A 15,684-nucleotide genomic window follows, 5' to 3' on the forward strand; every position below is an offset into this window, starting at 1 on the left:
CTTCTCGCGGCTTCTCGCGGTGCCCGGAGCCGGCTGCGGACGTCAGTAGCCGGCTACCGACGGAAGCGGCAGTCCGGTCGTGCGTGCTGCGGCTCCGGCCCGCTTGTCCTCGTACATGCCCTTGTCGGCCTCACGCATCAGGGCGTCGGGGTCGCGATCGGGCCCGGCGCTCCACGAGACGCCCACACTGACCCCGACCGCCACCGGCACCGCGCGGTGACTGTCGGGGTTCTGGACCTCGAAGGGCTGGTCGAGGCAGTCCTGCAGCAGGGCCGCGAACCCGAAGGCCTCCTCGTGCGAGGCGAAACCGGGCACGACGGCGACGAACTCGTCACCACCCATCCGGGCCAGCACTCCGGGGGCGGGCACGGCGTCCTCGAAGCGCAGCGCGACCTCCACGAGCAGGGCGTCACCGACAGCGTGCCCGTGCTGATCGTTGACGGCCTTGAACCCGTCGAGGTCGAGGTAGACCACGGCCAGCCCCGGCGCGTTCCGGATCGGCCCGGCCAGTGCGTCGCTCAGACCGCGGCGGCTGAGCATGCCGGTGAGGGCGTCATGGGTGGCGGCGTGCCGGAGTTCCTCGTGGCGGCGGGCCTGTTCGTGGGCGAGCTCGCGGCGCAGGGCGGCGCTCTGCCGGGCCCGGCCCAGGCCGCGCACGATGAGCACACTGCCGAACAGGGCCAGGATCACCGAGAGATGGTGGTTGTCGTCGGGCCGGAAGATGCTCGGCACCAGGCCGGCCTGCACGCACCACTCCATCAGCCCGGTACCGACCAGCGTGAACGCGAGGCCGAAACCCGCTGTGCGCCAGGAACTGTCCCGCTCGGCCAGCTCGACCGTGGCGATGCCCATGAGCATCGGGAACATGCTGGGCAGGTACGTGGTGGACGCCGCGCACCAGATGGCCGTGCCCGCGACGACCAGGAAGATCCTCAGGTCACCGCCGGTGCGGCTGACGATCCACGACTGCACCGGGGCGGCGTAGAGCACCAGGCAGGCGGTCCAGACCAGCATCGTGACGCCGAACGAGGCCTGGGGCTGATCGAGGTAGTGAAGCACCAGCCAGGTGGTGGCACTGAATGACATCTCGAGCCCGAGAATGCCGGACGCGTACAGCCAGTCGCGTCGCGTTACCCTCTCGAACCGCATTCAGTCCTAACCCAACGTGACAACCACGGACAGACCCCACTCCTTCCTAACGAATCGTCGACCGTTCGTCGCGGGTGCTGAGCCCGGTTCACCCGTTCGGGCGTACGGCCCCGTGCCCGTCACCCGAAACGCGGAACCCACTCAGTCGAGGCAGAACTCGTTGCCCTCGGGATCGGCCAGGGTGATGTGACCGAAGGTCATGGGTGGTGCGGGTTCCTCGCGGTGCAGACGCCGGGCTCCGAGCGCCACCAGCCGGTCGGCCTCGGCCTCGAGGGCGCTCATGCGCTCGTCGCCGCGGAGCTCGGCGGCGACCCGGATGTCGAGGTGCAGCCGGTTCTTGCCGGCCTTGGGCTCGGGGACCTGCTGGAAGAACACCCGCGGCCCCTGCCCCTGCGGGTCTTCGAGGGCGGAGCGGGTGTTGCGGTACCCCTCGGGAACGCCGAGTCCGGCGAGGAACTCGTCCCAGGCCTCCAGCGGGTCGGCGCCCTCGGCGAGCTGGACACCGGGCGGGCCGGGGATGACGTACCCGAGCACGTCACGCCAGAAGACCGACAGCGCGGCGGGATCGTGGGCGTCGACGGTGACCTGGAACTCGCGTCTCATCAGGCGTTCCCCTTCGTGAGCGGGTTGGGCGGGTGCTCAGGACTGGTGCTTGGGTGCGGTGCTGGGGCGAGGGCTGGGGCGAGGGCTGGGGCGAGGGCTGGGGCGAGGGCTGGGGCGAGGGCTGGGGCGAGGGCTGGGGCGAGGGCTGGGGCGCGGTGCTGGGGCTGAGCCTGGGGCGCAGTGCTGGTGCTGGGCGCAAGGCTGTTACTCGGGCCCTGTGCTGCGATCAGGCCCCATCGATCAGGCCCCATCGATCAGGCCCCATCGATCAGGCCTCGTCACCCAAGCGCCGTCGCTCAGGCCCGGTGCTGGTGCAGATACAGGTCGCGCAGCAGGCACACCTCGGACAGATGGTGAATCAGCTCCCGGTGGATGTGCAGCACCAGGTCGGCCGTCGTCAGGTCCGGAAAGGCCGGTTCCTTCTCCCCCACCGGCGTACGCAACTCCTCCTCGCTCAACCCCCTCACCCCACGCGTCCATACAGCCAGTTGCTCGTCGAGCTGCCCGAGAGCCGCCGCGCCCCCACCGGGATACGACCAGGTGCCGTGATCGGCCTCGGGCGCCCCGAAGTGCGTGGCGTTGCGCATGGCGAGCACACCCACCACGACGTGCGCCAGACGCCAGGCGATCGTGGTGAAGGGCGCGGGCTCGGGATTGGGGAACGTCCAGTCGATGACGAAGTCCCCCGCCCCGAACTGCTCCTCGGCCGACGACGGGTCACGCGGGCGCACGTTCCAGGCTCCGGGCACTGGTTCCCAGGTGTACTCCTCGTCGGTCAGACCCTCGAGCCGCTGCTGCAGCTGGTGGTCCCAGTGCCACGTCCACTGCGAGAGCAGGGTCTGCGTCCAGGTGGATCCGGGTGTGTCCATAGCCGAACACCCTGACAGGCGACCCACCCGGATCCGCTCCGAATTCCGTTCGGCGCGGGGGTGATTCGCTGTCCACCGTCTTTCTCACTCCGCCAGCAACGGGCGCACCTCCTGCCCCAGGAACTGGATGAAGCCCTCGAGATCCGGCTCGTCGGACGTCGGCTGGAGAATCACCGTCGTCACACCCAGCCGCCCCAGCCGGCGCACGTCGGCCGCGATGGTGGCCGCATCGCCCGCCACCCCGTCTCCCGGGCCGGGCTTGCGCCCCCAGACGGGGATCTCGGCGTCGACCCGGGCCTGCGCCCCCTCACCCGTCGCCGCGATCTGCCCGATCGTGATGCGGTGCGGGCTCCGCGCGCCCGGTTTCGCCCCTTCGCCCAGTCCGTCGCGCACCAACTGCACGCGCCGGCTCACCGACTCGTCGTCACCGGCCCAGCTGAGCATCGACGCGTCACCGACCTCACCGGTCAGCGTGAGCGTCTTCGGCCCCTCACCGCCGACGTACAACAGCGGCGCCGGGCTCGGCGGCCAGTCGAGCGCGACCTCGTTCAGCTTCACGTAAGTGCCGTCGACGGTGACCTTCTCGCCGTGCAGCAGCCGACGGAGCGCGGTCGAGTACTCACGCAGCAGGGTCATCGGGGAGGCCGCGCGCTGGCCGACCTGCCCCATCCAGTCCTGCACACCGTGACCGACCCCGGGCATCAGCCGCCCCGGGAACATCCGCTCCAGCGTGGCGATCTCCATCGCCGTGACCGCGACGTTGCGCAGGGGCGCGGGCATCAGGCCGATGCCGACGTGGATGCGCTCGGTCCAGGCGAGGGCCGCGGCCGCCGTGGCGATGCCGCTCTCCTTGAAACAGTCTTCCCAGACCCAGAGCTCGTCGAGCCCCGACTCCTCCGCCGCGCGCGCGACGGAGCGCAGCCGCTCGGGCGGCACGACCGGGACGAAGGCGATACCGAGGCGGGGCACGACGGACGAGGTAGTCATGGCCCACATCATGCCGGGCACCACCGACAGTTTCGATACGGAACCGCAACGAACGATCGGCCCCCGGCACAGAGCCGGAGGCCGATCGGTGGAGCCAGATCAGGGGCGACGGATCAGCGGATGATCCGGCGGGCCCGCAGCGAGGCCAGGGCCTCTTCCAGAATCGCCTGACCGTCGGCGTCGCTGCGACGCTCCTTCACATACGCGAGGTGCGTCTTGTACGGCTCGTTGCGCGGAGGCGACGGCGGGGTGGTGCGATCCTGGCCGGCCGGGAATCCGCAACGAGGGCAGTCCCAGGTCTCCGGGGGCTGCACACCGGCCTCTTCCGAGAAGCTCGGCTTGGTCTCGTGCTTGTTGGCACACCAGTAGGAGACGCGGAACCTCGGGGCCGTGTCGCCCCGCTCCGCCTCGCCCATCGGACCGGCGCCCACTCGGCTACCGCGGATAGCGTTGCCACTCGCCACCGTGAATCCTCTCCTTCAGTACCCGGACTCGCGCCGGTTGCAGATTTAGTCGTTCAGAACGCGTCGGGGAAGAACCGGTAGATCAGGTTCAGCAGAACGATCACCGTTGCCCAGGTGACGCCGATCGCGATCGTGAAGCGATTGAGGTTGCGCTCAGCGACCCCCGAGCTGCCCATGCTGGAGGACATGCCACCACCGAACATGTCCGACAGCCCACCGCCCCGCCCCTTATGGAGGAGGATCAGCAGCGTCAGGATGAGGCTGGTGATGACGAGAAGCACCTGAAGACTCAGGCGAAGCACGGACACGAAGCGGACCTCTATCTCACTCGCTCTACGTCAGACGCAGACTCGATCTGGGAAGCACTCTGAAGTCACAGAGTAGGCGATGCGCGGCCCCTGATCGGACAGATCGGAGGCCGCGCGCCGCCGGACACGCGGTTTTTACCAGACCTAAGCGTATGGCTCAGGCTGTCTTATGGTCCCGATAGCGGACAATTGACGCGAACTCGCCCGGATCGATGGCTGCGCCGCCGACGAGAGCACCGTCGACGTCTTCCTTCGCCATGATGCCGGCCACGTTCGCGGCCTTGACCGAACCGCCGTACAGGACCCGCACCGCCGCCGCCACGTCCTCGGAGTACAGCTCGGCGATCCGCCGGCGGATCGCCGAGCAGACCTCCTGGGCGTCGTCCGGGGTGGCCACCTCGCCGGTGCCGATCGCCCAGACCGGCTCGTACGCGATCACCAGGGTCGCGACCTGCTCGGCGCTCACGCCGGCCAGGTCGGCGTCGAGCTGCGCCAGGCAGTGAGCGACCTGACGGCCCTCCTTGCGCACCTCGAGACCCTCACCGATGCAGACGATCGGGATCAGGTCGTGCTTCAGCGCCGCCTTGGTCTTGGCATTGACCACGGCATCGTCCTCGGCGTGGTACTGCCGGCGCTCGGAGTGACCGACCACCACGTAGGTGCACTTCAGCTTCGCGAGCATCGCACCGGAGATCTCCCCCGTGTACGCGCCCTTGTCGTACTGCGACAGGTCCTGTGCGCCGTACGTGAAACCGAGCTTGTCCCCGTCCACCAGCGTCTGCACGGAACGCAGATCGGTGAACGGCGGGAGCAGCGCCACCTCGACGACGTCGAAGTCGTGCTTCGCGTCGTCGAGGGTCCACGCCAGCTTCTGCACCAGGTGGGCCGCCTCGTGGTGATCGAGGTTCATCTTCCAGTTCCCCGCCATCAGCGGGGTCCTCGAAGAGGCGTCGTTGCCCTTCGCAGCCATCAGTTCTCCAGCACCGTGAGGCCCGGAAGGGTCTTCCCCTCCAGGAATTCGAGGCTCGCGCCGCCACCCGTCGAGATGTGCCCGAAGGATTTCTCGTCGAAACCGAGCGTGCGCACGGCGGCGGCGGAGTCACCGCCACCGACCACGCTGAACGCGTCGCCGTCGGTCAGGGCCTGGGCCACGGCACGCGTGCCGTGGCTGTAGGGCTCCATCTCGAAGACGCCCATCGGGCCGTTCCAGAACACGGTCTGGGTGTCGGCCAGCTTGGCGGCGAACAGCTTTCCGGACTCGGGGCCGATGTCGAGACCCAGCCGGTCGGCCGGGATCTGGTCCGCGGCCACGGTGGCGTGCTCGGCGTCGGCGGCGAAGGCCGTCGCGGCGACCACGTCGACCGGGAGCACGAGCTCGACGCCCTGCTCCTTGGCCCGCGCGATGTAGCCGCGGACGGTGTCGAGCTGGTCTTCCTCGAGCAGGCTCTTGCCCACCTCGTGGCCCTGGGCCTTCAGGAAGGTGAAGACCATGCCGCCGCCGATCAGCAGCCGGTCGGCCGTGTTCAGCAGGTTGTCGATGACGCCGAGCTTGTCGGAGACCTTCGACCCGCCGAGAACGACCGCGTACGGGCGCTCGGGCGTCTCGGTCAGGCGCTTGAGCACCTCGACCTCGGCGAGCACGAGGCCACCGGCGGCGTGGGGCAGCTTCTGCGCCACGTCGTAGACGCTGGCCTGCTTGCGGTGCACGACGCCGAAGCCGTCGCTGACGAAACCGTCGGCCAGAGCGGCGAGCTGGTCGGCGAACGCGCCGCGTTCGGCGTCGTCCTTGCTCGTCTCACCGGCGTTGAAACGCAGGTTCTCGAGCACCAGCAGCTCACCGTCACCGAGGGCGGCGACCGCGGCCTGCGCGGACTCGCCGACGGTGTCCTCGGCCAGGGTGATGCTCACCCCGGGCAGCAGCTCCTTGGCCCGCTCGACCGCGGGGGCCAGCGAGTACTTCGCCTCCGGAACGCCTTTCGGGCGGCCGAGGTGGGCGACGACGATGACCTTCGCCCCCGCGTCCAGGAGCCGCTGCCAGGTCGGCAGCGACGCCCGGACGCGACCGTCGTCCGTCACCGCGCCGGTCTCCTTGTCCAGCGGCACATTCAGGTCGCTGCGGACCAGAATGCGCTTGCCGGCAAGGGTTCCCAGCTCGGCGGTGAGGTCGTCGATGGTCTTCATGAAAATCAGAGACCGGTGCCGACGAGGACCACGGCGTCGACGAGGCGGTTGGAGTAGCCCCACTCGTTGTCGTACCAGCCGACGACCTTGACCTGGTTGCCGATGACCTTGGTGAGGCCGGCGTCGAAGATCGTCGAGTGCGGGTCGGTCACGATGTCCGAGGAGACGATCGGGTCCTCGGTGTACTTCAGGATGCCCTTGAAGCCCTCGGTCTCGGCCGCGGCCTTGATCAGGGCGTTGACCTCTTCGACGGTGGTCTCGCGGCCGGCCTCGAACGTGAGGTCGGTGGCCGAGCCCGTGGGGACCGGCACGCGCAGCGCGTAACCGTCGAGCTTGCCCTTGAGGGCGGGGATCACGAGCGAGATCGCCTTGGCCGCACCGGTGCTGGTCGGCACGATGTTCAGGGCCGCGGCGCGCGAGCGGCGCAGGTCCTTGTGCGGGCCGTCCTGCAGGTTCTGGTCCTGCGTGTAGGCGTGGATCGTGGTCATCAGACCCTTTTCGATGCCCAGCTCGTCGTTCAGCACCTTGGCCATCGGGGCCAGGCAGTTCGTGGTGCACGAGGCGTTGCTGACGATGTGGTGCTTCGCCGGGTCGTACTCGGTGTGGTTGACACCGAAAACGATGGTCAGGTCCTCGTTCTTGGCGGGGGCCGAGATCAGGACCTTCTTGGCGCCACCGTCGATGTGGGCCTTGGCCTTCGTGGCGTCCGTGAAGAAGCCGGTGGACTCGACCACGACGTCGACGCCGAGGTCCTTCCACGGAAGGTTGGCGGGCTCACGCTCGGCGAGGACCTTGATGGCCTTGCCGTCGACCACGATGTCGTCACCGGACACGGTCACCTCGGCGTCGAGACGGCCCAGGATCGAGTCGTACTTGAGCAGGTGCGCGAGGGTCTTCGTGTCGGTGAGGTCGTTGACGGCAACGATCTCGATGTCCGCACCGGCCGCCCGGGCAGCGCGGAAGAAGTTACGGCCGATCCGGCCGAAGCCGTTGATGCCAACGCGAACAGTCACTTGTCGTTTCCTCTCGTCAGCCACATCGCGCCGAATGGACCGGCGCTGGTTTGTGGTGTGCGGCACTCACCCTACGCGGTGAGTTCAGGGGTCAGGTGTCCAGACAGCCCGGTTCCGGGTCCCCCGGCAGGACCCCTTCTTTCCCGGTGATCCCGGGGCCAAAGGTCCATGAATGGGGGACGTCGGGCTGATGTCGATCCGGCGGTCACCTGATCGTCGGGCCGGTTGCGACGGGGGACGCGGCGAGCACGTCGGTCGCACTGGTCACCTGATCGGTTCGCGACGGGGGACGTGGCGAGCACGCCGGTCCCGTCGGTCACCGTGGTCGTCGGGCCGCCCGGGGTGGGGCGGACGCCTCAGGCGTCGAGCATGTCCGGCGTCAGGTTCGCGTCGGTGCCCGGCACACCCAGGTCGGAGGCCCGCTTGTCGGCCATCGCCAGCAGCCGACGGATCCGGCCGGCCACCGCGTCCTTCGTCATCTGCGGCTCGGCCAGCTGACCGAGCTCCTCGAGGCTCGCCTGCTTGTGCGCCAGGCGCAGCCGCCCGGCGGAGCGCAGGTGCTCGGGGACGTCTTCGCCGAGGATCTCCAGCGCCCGCTCCACCCGGGAACCGGCCGCCACCGCGGCCCGCGCCGAGCGCCGCAGGTTCGCGTCGTCGAAGTTCGCCAGACGGTTCGCGGTCGCACGCACCTCGCGGCGCATCCGGCGCTCCTCCCAGGCCATCACCGCGTCGTGCGCCCCGAGCCGGGTGAGCAGCGCGCCGATCGTGTCGCCGTCGCGGATCACCACCCGGTCCACGCCCCGGACCTCGCGGGCCTTCGCCTGGATGCCGAGCCGGCGCGCGGCGCCGACCAGGGCGAGCGCGGCCTCCGGGCCCGGGCAGGTGACCTCGAGAGCGCTGGAGCGGCCGGGCTCGGTGAGCGAGCCGTGGGCCAGGAACGCACCCCGCCAGGCGGCCTCGGCGTCGCAGGTGGCGCCGGAGACGACCTGCGGCGGCAGCCCGCGCACGGGCCGGCCACGGCCGTCGACCAGGCCGGTCTGGCGCGCCAGGGACTCGCCGTCGCGGATCACCCGCACCACGTAGCGGCTGCCGCGGCGGAGGCCGCCGGGCGCCAGGACCACGATGTCGCTGGTGTGACCGAACACGTCGCTGATGTCCTTGCGCAGCCTGCGGGCGGCATGGGCGGTGTCGAGCTCGGCCTCCACGACGATGCGGCCACCGACGATGTGCAGCCCCCCGGCGAACCGGAGGGTCGCCGATACCTCGGCCTTGCGGCAGCAGGGTTTGGTGACCTGCAGCCGACTCAATTCGTCTTTGACCAGTGCCGTCAATGCCATGAACAGCATCTTGCCATCGTGCGCAAGCATGGTTCGTGAACTTGTGAAACGGCTTCCGATTACCGCCTCTTCGCCCGGTTGCGCATCATCTGTTCAGGTCGATCGCCCCGCTGAAGAGGTCGCGGTAGGCCGCCGCCAGGAGGAGCGGGTCGTGGCGCGGAGTGCCGTCTCCGATGGCCACGTCGCGGGCCACCACGACGGCGCCCATGCTCTCGGCCACCCGGTTCAGCGACGCCTCGTCCTCGATCTGTGACGGGTCGACCAGCACCGCGTCGAGACGGAGGTCGGGGGCGTGCGCGGCGAGCACCTCGAGGTGGTTCTCGGGTGAGAAGCCGTCGGTCTCGCCGGGCTGCTGGCCCAGGTTCAGGGTCAGGCAGATCCTGGCGTCGGTGCGGCTCAGCGCGCGGGCCAGCTCGGGCACCAGCAGGTGCGGCAGCACACTGGTGTACCAGGAGCCGGGACCGAGCACGGCCCAGTCGGCGTCGCGCACGGCGGCGAGCACCTCGGGCCGGGCCGGCGGGTCGTTCGGGCTCAGCTGCACCCCGATGACCCGGCCGGGCGTCGTCGCGACCGCGACCTGGCCCCGCACCGTGGTGAGACCCGACGGGTCGTCCGGGTCGATGCCGAGCACGGTGGCCTCGATGTCGAGGGGCACCGCGGCCATCGGCAGGACGCGTCCCCGGGCCCCGAGCAGCCGGGCCACCCAGTCCAGCCCACTGACCGGGTCGTCGAGAAGCTCCCAGAGGGTGACGATCAGCAGGTTGCCGAGGGCATGGTCGTGCAGGGCACCGGCGCTGGCGAAGCGGTGCTGCAGCACGTCACGCCACAGCAGGCCCCACTCGCTGTCGTCGCACAGCGCGGACAGGGCCATGCGCAGGTCGCCGGGCGGCAGCACGCCGAACTCGCGACGCAGCCGCCCGGAGGAACCGCCGTCGTCGGCGACGGTGACCACGGCCGTGAGCCGGTCGGTCAGGTGCCGCAGCGCCGACAGCGAGGCCGCGAGCCCGTGCCCGCCGCCCAGGGCGACGACGTCGGGACCCCGGCCGGAGGTCGTCGGGGTCACTCGCGCCCCAGGTCACGGTGGACGGCGGTGACGGCGACCCCGTCGCCCTCGAGCTTCTGCGTGAGCAGCTCGGTGATCGCGACCGAGCGGTGCTTGCCCCCGGTGCAGCCGACCGCGATGGTCGCGTAGCGCTTGTTCTCGCGCACGTACCCGGCCAGCACCGGCTGCAGGGCCAGGGCGTAGCGGTCGACGAACTCGGCCGCGCCCTCCTGCCCCAGCACGTAGTCGGCGACGTCGGCGTCCAGGCCGTTGTGCGAGCGCAGCTCCGGCACCCAGAACGGGTTGGGCAGGAACCGCACGTCGGCGACCTGGTCGGCGTCGAGGGGCAGGCCGTACTTGAACCCGAACGACATCAGCAGGATCCGGATCGCCGGGTCGCCCTCGTCACCGAACATCGCGATGATCTTGCTCGAGAGCTCGTGCACGTTCAGGCGCGAGGTGTCGATCAGGTTGTCGGCGTTGCCGCGCAGCTCACCCATCACCTTGCGCTCGGCGCGGATGCCGTCGAGCGGAGCGCCGTCGCCCTGCAGCGGGTGGGGCCGGCGCACCGACTCGTAGCGGCGCACCAGCGTCTCGTTGGTGGCGTCGAGGAACAGCAGGCGGGTGCGGATGCCGTTGTTCTCGGCCGTCGACACCGCGTCGGCCAGGGCGCTGAAGAACGAGCGCCCGCGCACGTCGACCGCGACCGCGATGCGGCGCACCCGCGGCTCGGCCGTGGCCGCCAGCACCGCCAGCTCGGCGATCAGCTGCGGCGGCAGGTTGTCGACGACGTACCAGCCGAGGTCTTCGAGGGCCTTGGCCGCGGTGCTGCGCCCGGCCCCGGACATGCCGGTGATGATCAGCAGCTCGGACGCGGACGCCGGGCCGGTCCCCTCCGGGCCGCTCTCCGGGATGGTCGTCACTTCAGCTCTCCATACCTGTCGGATGTCTGGTGCTGTCGATCTGTCGGTTCACCGGGACGGTCGGCCCGTCCGCTGCCGGATTCGTGGGGGCTGGTCATTATTGCGCCCCACTGGCCCGGATCGTGCGGGTGGGCCCGGACGGCCCGGGCCCACGGGACCTCCGGTCCTGGGCCCGGGGCTCCCGGTCTGCGTCCGGTTTCGGACCGGACCAGGCTTAACGGATCCCGGGACGCGGGCAGAACCGGCCGATCGGTGCTTCCGCTCTCCGTCGAGCGGCCCGGTCGGTGCGCCGGCCCCTTCCCGTTCCTGATCACGATCGGATCAGTCGAGCAGTTCCCCGGTGGCCATGTCGACCGCCACCGGGGCGTCGGCCTTCGTGGGGGTCTCCGGATTCAGGGTGTCGACCACCGACTGCGCCACCTTCGGCCCGACGCCCTGCACCGAGGCGATGGCCTCCACCGACGCCGCGCGCAGCTTCTTCACCGACCCGAAGTGCGCCAGCAGGGCCTTCTTGCGGGCCGGGCCCAGACCGGGCACGGAGTCGAGCTCGCTGACCGTCATCGCGGTGCTGCGGCGCTGGCGGTGGTGGGTGATGGCGAAGCGGTGGGCCTCGTCACGCACCCGCTGCAGCAGGTACAGGCCCTCGCTGGAGCGGGGCAGGATCACCGGCATCTCGTCGTCGGGGACCCACACCTCCTCCAGGCGCTTGGCCAGACCGCAGAGCGCGACGTCCTGGATGCCGAGCTCGGCCATCGCGGCCTGGGCGGCGGCCACCTGGGGCGCGCCGCCGTCGACCACGACGAGCTGGGGGGCGTAGGAGAACTTCTTCGGGCGGCCGGTCTGCGGGTCGATGCCCGCGGGCCCGGACGGCAGGCCCTCCTCCTCGAGAGAGGGCGCCTGGTCGAGGATCTCGCCGGTGGCGTGGTCGACCGAGGGCTCCTTCTCGTCGAGCATCCGGCGGAAGCGCCGGGTGATGACCTCACGGATCGAGGCGACGTCGTCGGAGCTGCCCTCGGCGAGACTCTTGATGGTGAACTTGCGGTACTCGGACTTCTTGGCCAGCCCGTCTTCGAAGACCACCATCGAGGCGACCACGTTGGACCCCTGGATGTGCGAGATGTCGTAACACTCGATGCGCAGCGGGGCCTCGGGCAGGTCGAGCGCCTCCTGGATCTCCTGCAGGGCCTTCGAGCGGGTGGTGAGATCGCCCGCCCGGCGCGTCTTGTGCAGGGTGAGGGCCTGGCCGGCGTTGCGGGCCACGGTCTCCATCAGGGTGCGCTTGTCACCGCGCTGCGGCACCCGCACCTCGACCCGGGAGCCGCGCAGCCCGGCCAGCCAGCTCTCCACCTCGTCGAGCGCCGGCGGCTCGGTGGGCACCAGCACCTCGCGCGGCACCGCCTCACCGTTCGCGTCGCCGTAGACCTGCTGCAGGAGGTGCTCGACCAGGTCGGCCCGGGTCACGTCCTCGACCTTCTCGACCACCCAGCCGCGCTGCCCCCGGATGCGCCCGTCGCGCACGTGGAACACCTGCACCGCGGCCTCGAGCTCGTCGTCGGCGAGCGCGAACACATCGGCGTCGGTGCCGTCGGCGAGCACCACGGCGTTCTTCTCCATGGCCCGGGACAGGGCCTGGATGTCGTCGCGCAGGCGGGCGGCCTGCTCGAACTCCAGTTCCTCGGAGGCGCGCAGCATGTCGCGCTCGAGGCGCTTGACGTAGCGGTCGGTCTTGCCGCCCATGAAGTCGCAGAAGTCGTCGGCCAGGCGGCGGTGCTGCTCGGGCGTGACCTTGCCGACGCAGGGCGCCGAGCACTTGTCGATGTAGCCGAGCAGGCAGGGGCGCCCGACCTGACCGGCCCGCTTGAACACGCCGTTGCTGCAGGTGCGCACCGGGAACACCCGCAGCAGCAGGTCGACGGTCTCGCGGATGGCCCAGGCGTGCGCGTAGGGCCCGAAGTAGCGCGTGCCCTTGCGTTTCGCCCCGCGCATCACCTGCACCCGGGGGAACTCGTCGCCCATGGTCACGGCCAGGTAGGGGTACGACTTGTCGTCGCGGTACTTCACGTTGAACCGAGGGTCGTACTCCTTGATCCAGGAGTACTCCAGCTGCAGCGCCTCGACCTCGGTGTTCACCGTGGTCCACTCCACGCTGGCCGCGGTGAACACCATGGTCTGGGTGCGGGGGTGCAGCCCGGCCGGATCGGCGAAGTACGAGTTCAGCCGCTGCCGCAGGCTCTTGGCCTTGCCGACGTAGATGACCCGGCCGGAGGCCTCGCGGAACCGGTAGACGCCCGGTTGCTCGGGAATGGTGCCGACAGCCGGTCGGTACGTCGATGGATCAGCCACACCACAACCCTAAGCGTCACCACCGACAGTCTCGGCCCGGGACCGGAGCATGCGGGCGACCTCGTCCGCCCGGCCCCGCACCGTCTTGGCCACGAGCGGGGTCAGGTCGCCCTCCGCCGCCGCGACCGCCCGGGCCAGGAGGGCCTCGTCCACCCCGAACACCGGGAACAGGAACTGGGTGTAGAAGAAGGCGGGAACCATGGCGCCGTGATCGGCGGACGGCAGGAACTCCAGGTACCGGTCGCCGTAGCCGGCCAGCACCTCGTCCTGACCAGGGCGCCAGAAGGCCGCGGCCACCACGGAGAGCGACCCCAGGGGCACCTCCCGCCCGGTGAGGGCCCGCCACACCTCCTCCTTGGCCTCCGCGTCGGGGGCGGCGGCGCGGACCGTCACCGCGCGCACCTTGGCATCCGGGTCGGGGTCCCGGGCCAGCAGGTCCGCGACCTGCGCCCCGGTGTCACCCCCGAGCTCCGACTTGCGGATCAGCGCCCGCCAGCCCAGGTCGACGTCGTCGCCGGCCGCGTCGAACAGGGCGTCCAGGTCGGTGGTGACCCGGGCCAGGGTGCGCAGGGCGACCTGGCGGCGGGAGGGGTCGGCCGCCAGGCGGAGGGCTGCCTGGGCGACCTGCTCGTTCAGGGCCGGCTGCAGGGCCCCGGGCGCCCAGTACTCCGCCACGTCGGCGGCGAGCCGGAGGTAGGTCTCGGCGACGGCCGGGGCGGTCTCCACCTCGAGCACCGGCACCAGCCCGGTCACGGTGGCGGCAGCCGTCTCCTCACCGTTGATCAGCGCGTCCCAGGTCGCCGCGACCGCAACGGCCCGGGCGATCGGGGTGGGCAGTTTCGCGGCCGCCTGCGGCTGGGCCGGCCGCGTCGTCGCGAAGGTCAGGTCGTCGTCGTTGACCAGGTAGAAGTCGGCTCCCGAGGGCAGGTCCAGCCGGGTGCGCACGTCGTCGACGTCGGCCAGCAGGCGCTGCGTCCGTTCCAGGCGCCCGTCCCGCTCGGTGTAGGCGCTCACGGCCAGGACCTGCGGCCGGGGCGGGCCCGCAGGCCCGGTGCCGACGAGAACCGGCTGTTCTCCGGTGGTCTCCAGCACGAACCGGTCGGTGCCGGCCGTGGTCAGCCACCCGTCCCGCCAGGCGTCCAGATCCTTGCCGCTCGCGGCGGCGAGCTCGTCGGTGAGGTCGCTCAGGGTGGTGTTCTGCCAGGCGAACCGGGAGAAGTACGCGGTCATCCCGGCGCGGAAGGCGTCCTCACCGACGTAGGCCTGCAGCTGCCGCAGCACGGCGGCGCCCTTGGGGTAGGTGATCGAGTCGAAGATCGACATCGCCTGGGCCACGTCGCGGATCGGCTGACGGATCGGGTGCGAGATCGGGCCCTGGTCGGCGAGGTAGGCCGTGAGCTTGTGGTCGGTCAGGTGCCGGGCCCAGGAGTTGACGAACCGGGTGGCCTCGGTGGCGCACCAGTTGGCGGCGAACTCGGCGAACGACTCGTTCAGCCACAGGTCGTCCCACCAGCGCATGGTCACGATGTTGCCGAACCACATGTGCGCCATCTCGTGCAACAGGATGCGGGTGGTGAACTCGGTCTCGGTCGGGGTGGGCTCGGCCCGGCGCAGGTAGCTGTCCGTCACGGTGACGCAGCCGTAGTTCTCCATCGCGCCACCGAACTCGGGCACGAACACCTGGTCGTAACGCTTCTGCGGGAAGGGCATGCCGAACTGCTCGCCGTAGAACTGCAGGCCCTGCCCGGTCAGCTCGAAGAGACCGTCGGCGTCCCGTTCCAGCACCGGGGCCAGTGAGCGGCGGCAGTACAGGCCCAGGTCGTACCCACCCACCGAACGACGCACCTGGTGGAACGGCCCGGCGTTGACCACCGTGTTGTAGGGCGACAACGGCGGTGTGTCGGCGAAGGTCCAGACGGTGGACGCGCCGGTCGCCGACGTCGTCGCCTCACCCGAGTTGCTGGTCACCGTCCACGACGGCGGGGCCGTCACCGTGAACGCGTGCGGCGCCTTCAGGTCCGGCTGGTCGAAGCAGGCCCAGACGAAGCGCGCCTGATCCGGCTCGAGACTCGTCCAGAGGTACACCTCACCGTCGGCCGGGTCGACCGCCTTGTGCACACCGGCGCCGTCCCGGGTGTTCTCCTGCTCGCAGTCCACCACCAGCGTGTTGTGGCTCTCGAGGCCGGACAGCACCAGCCGCCCGCCCTCCGCCTTCCCCAGGTCACGGCCGTTCAGCGTCGCGCGCAGCACGGTGGCCGCCGCGTCCACGAACGTCGTGGCCCCCGGCTCGCGGGTCGCGAACGTGATGGTCGACGTGGTGCGCACCCGCGGGCCCTCCGGCAGCTCGGTGAGATCCACCGCGATGTCGTAGCGCTCCACCTCGATCAGCGCGGCGCGCTCGGCGGCCTCGGCCTCGGTCAGGCTCTTCACGATGGTCCACTCCCCGGTTCTGTCGCCGACTGCGT

The 15,684-nt window shown here is 70.6% G+C and carries 14 protein-coding genes; all 14 read right to left on the reverse strand.

Going from position 1 to position 15,684, the window contains the following annotated elements; all coding sequences use genetic code 11:
• Positions 1 to 42 precede the first annotated feature (42 nt).
• Positions 43 to 1,086: a GGDEF domain-containing protein gene (locus J2S57_RS34925; protein WP_307250850.1), complete on the reverse strand. Its 1,044-nt coding sequence runs from the start codon at positions 1,084 to 1,086 to the stop codon at positions 43 to 45.
• A gap of 204 nt (positions 1,087 to 1,290) precedes the next feature.
• The gene (locus tag J2S57_RS34930; RefSeq protein WP_307250852.1) at positions 1,291 to 1,752 is read right to left on the reverse strand and encodes a VOC family protein; all 462 of its coding nucleotides are present in this window, start codon (positions 1,750 to 1,752) and stop codon (positions 1,291 to 1,293) included.
• Between the two features lie 296 nt (positions 1,753 to 2,048).
• Positions 2,049 to 2,621, reverse strand: a complete 573-nt coding sequence (locus J2S57_RS34935) for a DinB family protein (protein ID WP_307250854.1) — start codon at positions 2,619 to 2,621, stop codon at positions 2,049 to 2,051.
• An 84-nt stretch (positions 2,622 to 2,705) separates the two neighbouring features.
• Positions 2,706 to 3,590, reverse strand: coding sequence for an LLM class flavin-dependent oxidoreductase (locus J2S57_RS34940; RefSeq protein WP_370882744.1), 885 nt, complete (start codon positions 3,588 to 3,590; stop codon positions 2,706 to 2,708).
• Positions 3,591 to 3,721: 131 nt separating this feature from the next.
• Positions 3,722 to 4,072 (reverse strand): RNA polymerase-binding protein RbpA, encoded by a 351-nt coding sequence (locus J2S57_RS34945; RefSeq protein ID WP_285598766.1) that lies wholly within the window; start codon positions 4,070 to 4,072, stop codon positions 3,722 to 3,724.
• Positions 4,073 to 4,125: 53 nt separating this feature from the next.
• Positions 4,126 to 4,380, reverse strand: a complete 255-nt coding sequence (secG, locus tag J2S57_RS34950; protein ID WP_307250861.1) for a preprotein translocase subunit SecG — start codon at positions 4,378 to 4,380, stop codon at positions 4,126 to 4,128.
• Between the two features lie 157 nt (positions 4,381 to 4,537).
• Complete coding sequence (tpiA, locus tag J2S57_RS34955) at positions 4,538 to 5,350, reverse strand: triose-phosphate isomerase (protein ID WP_307250864.1); 813 nt, start codon at positions 5,348 to 5,350, stop codon at positions 4,538 to 4,540.
• A complete protein-coding gene (locus tag J2S57_RS34960) occupies positions 5,350 to 6,561 on the reverse strand; it encodes a phosphoglycerate kinase (RefSeq protein ID WP_307250866.1) in 1,212 nt (403 codons plus the stop codon). Before J2S57_RS34960 ends, tpiA begins: the two co-directional genes overlap by 1 nt.
• Before the next feature lie 5 nt (positions 6,562 to 6,566).
• The gene (gene gap, locus J2S57_RS34965) at positions 6,567 to 7,574 is read right to left on the reverse strand and encodes a type I glyceraldehyde-3-phosphate dehydrogenase (protein WP_307250868.1); all 1,008 of its coding nucleotides are present in this window, start codon (positions 7,572 to 7,574) and stop codon (positions 6,567 to 6,569) included.
• Positions 7,575 to 7,930: 356 nt separating this feature from the next.
• Positions 7,931 to 8,911 (reverse strand): DNA-binding protein WhiA, encoded by a 981-nt coding sequence (gene whiA, locus J2S57_RS34970; protein WP_307250870.1) that lies wholly within the window; start codon positions 8,909 to 8,911, stop codon positions 7,931 to 7,933.
• 85 nt (positions 8,912 to 8,996) lie between these two features.
• Positions 8,997 to 9,974: a gluconeogenesis factor YvcK family protein gene (locus J2S57_RS34975; RefSeq protein ID WP_307250872.1), complete on the reverse strand. Its 978-nt coding sequence runs from the start codon at positions 9,972 to 9,974 to the stop codon at positions 8,997 to 8,999.
• Entirely contained in the window at positions 9,971 to 10,876 is a 906-nt protein-coding gene (gene rapZ / locus J2S57_RS34980; protein ID WP_307250874.1) for an RNase adapter RapZ, read from the reverse strand. Before rapZ ends, J2S57_RS34975 begins: the two co-directional genes overlap by 4 nt.
• A gap of 321 nt (positions 10,877 to 11,197) precedes the next feature.
• The gene (gene uvrC / locus J2S57_RS34985; protein ID WP_307250875.1) at positions 11,198 to 13,219 is read right to left on the reverse strand and encodes an excinuclease ABC subunit UvrC; all 2,022 of its coding nucleotides are present in this window, start codon (positions 13,217 to 13,219) and stop codon (positions 11,198 to 11,200) included.
• Between the two features lie 9 nt (positions 13,220 to 13,228).
• Positions 13,229 to 15,649: an aminopeptidase N gene (gene pepN, locus J2S57_RS34990; protein ID WP_307250877.1), complete on the reverse strand. Its 2,421-nt coding sequence runs from the start codon at positions 15,647 to 15,649 to the stop codon at positions 13,229 to 13,231.
• Between the last annotated feature and the right edge of the window lie 35 nt (positions 15,650 to 15,684).

The organism is Kineosporia succinea (assembly GCF_030811555.1).
GTDB classification, from domain to species: Bacteria; Actinomycetota; Actinomycetes; order Actinomycetales; family Kineosporiaceae; genus Kineosporia; species Kineosporia succinea.

Excerpts from the sequence above, each read along its gene's own strand:
- tpiA (WP_307250864.1), bottom strand. The coding sequence starts at position 5,350 with ATGGCTGCGAAGGGCAACGACGCCTCTTCGAGGACCCCGCTGATGGCG.
- J2S57_RS34925 (WP_307250850.1), bottom strand. The coding sequence starts at position 1,086 with ATGTCATTCAGTGCCACCACCTGGCTGGTGCTTCACTACCTCGATCAG.
- whiA (WP_307250870.1), bottom strand. The coding sequence starts at position 8,911 with ATGGCATTGACGGCACTGGTCAAAGACGAATTGAGTCGGCTGCAGGTC.
- J2S57_RS34935 (WP_307250854.1), bottom strand. The coding sequence starts at position 2,621 with ATGGACACACCCGGATCCACCTGGACGCAGACCCTGCTCTCGCAGTGG.
- J2S57_RS34960 (WP_307250866.1), bottom strand. The coding sequence starts at position 6,561 with ATGAAGACCATCGACGACCTCACCGCCGAGCTGGGAACCCTTGCCGGC.
- J2S57_RS34930 (WP_307250852.1), bottom strand. The coding sequence starts at position 1,752 with ATGAGACGCGAGTTCCAGGTCACCGTCGACGCCCACGATCCCGCCGCG.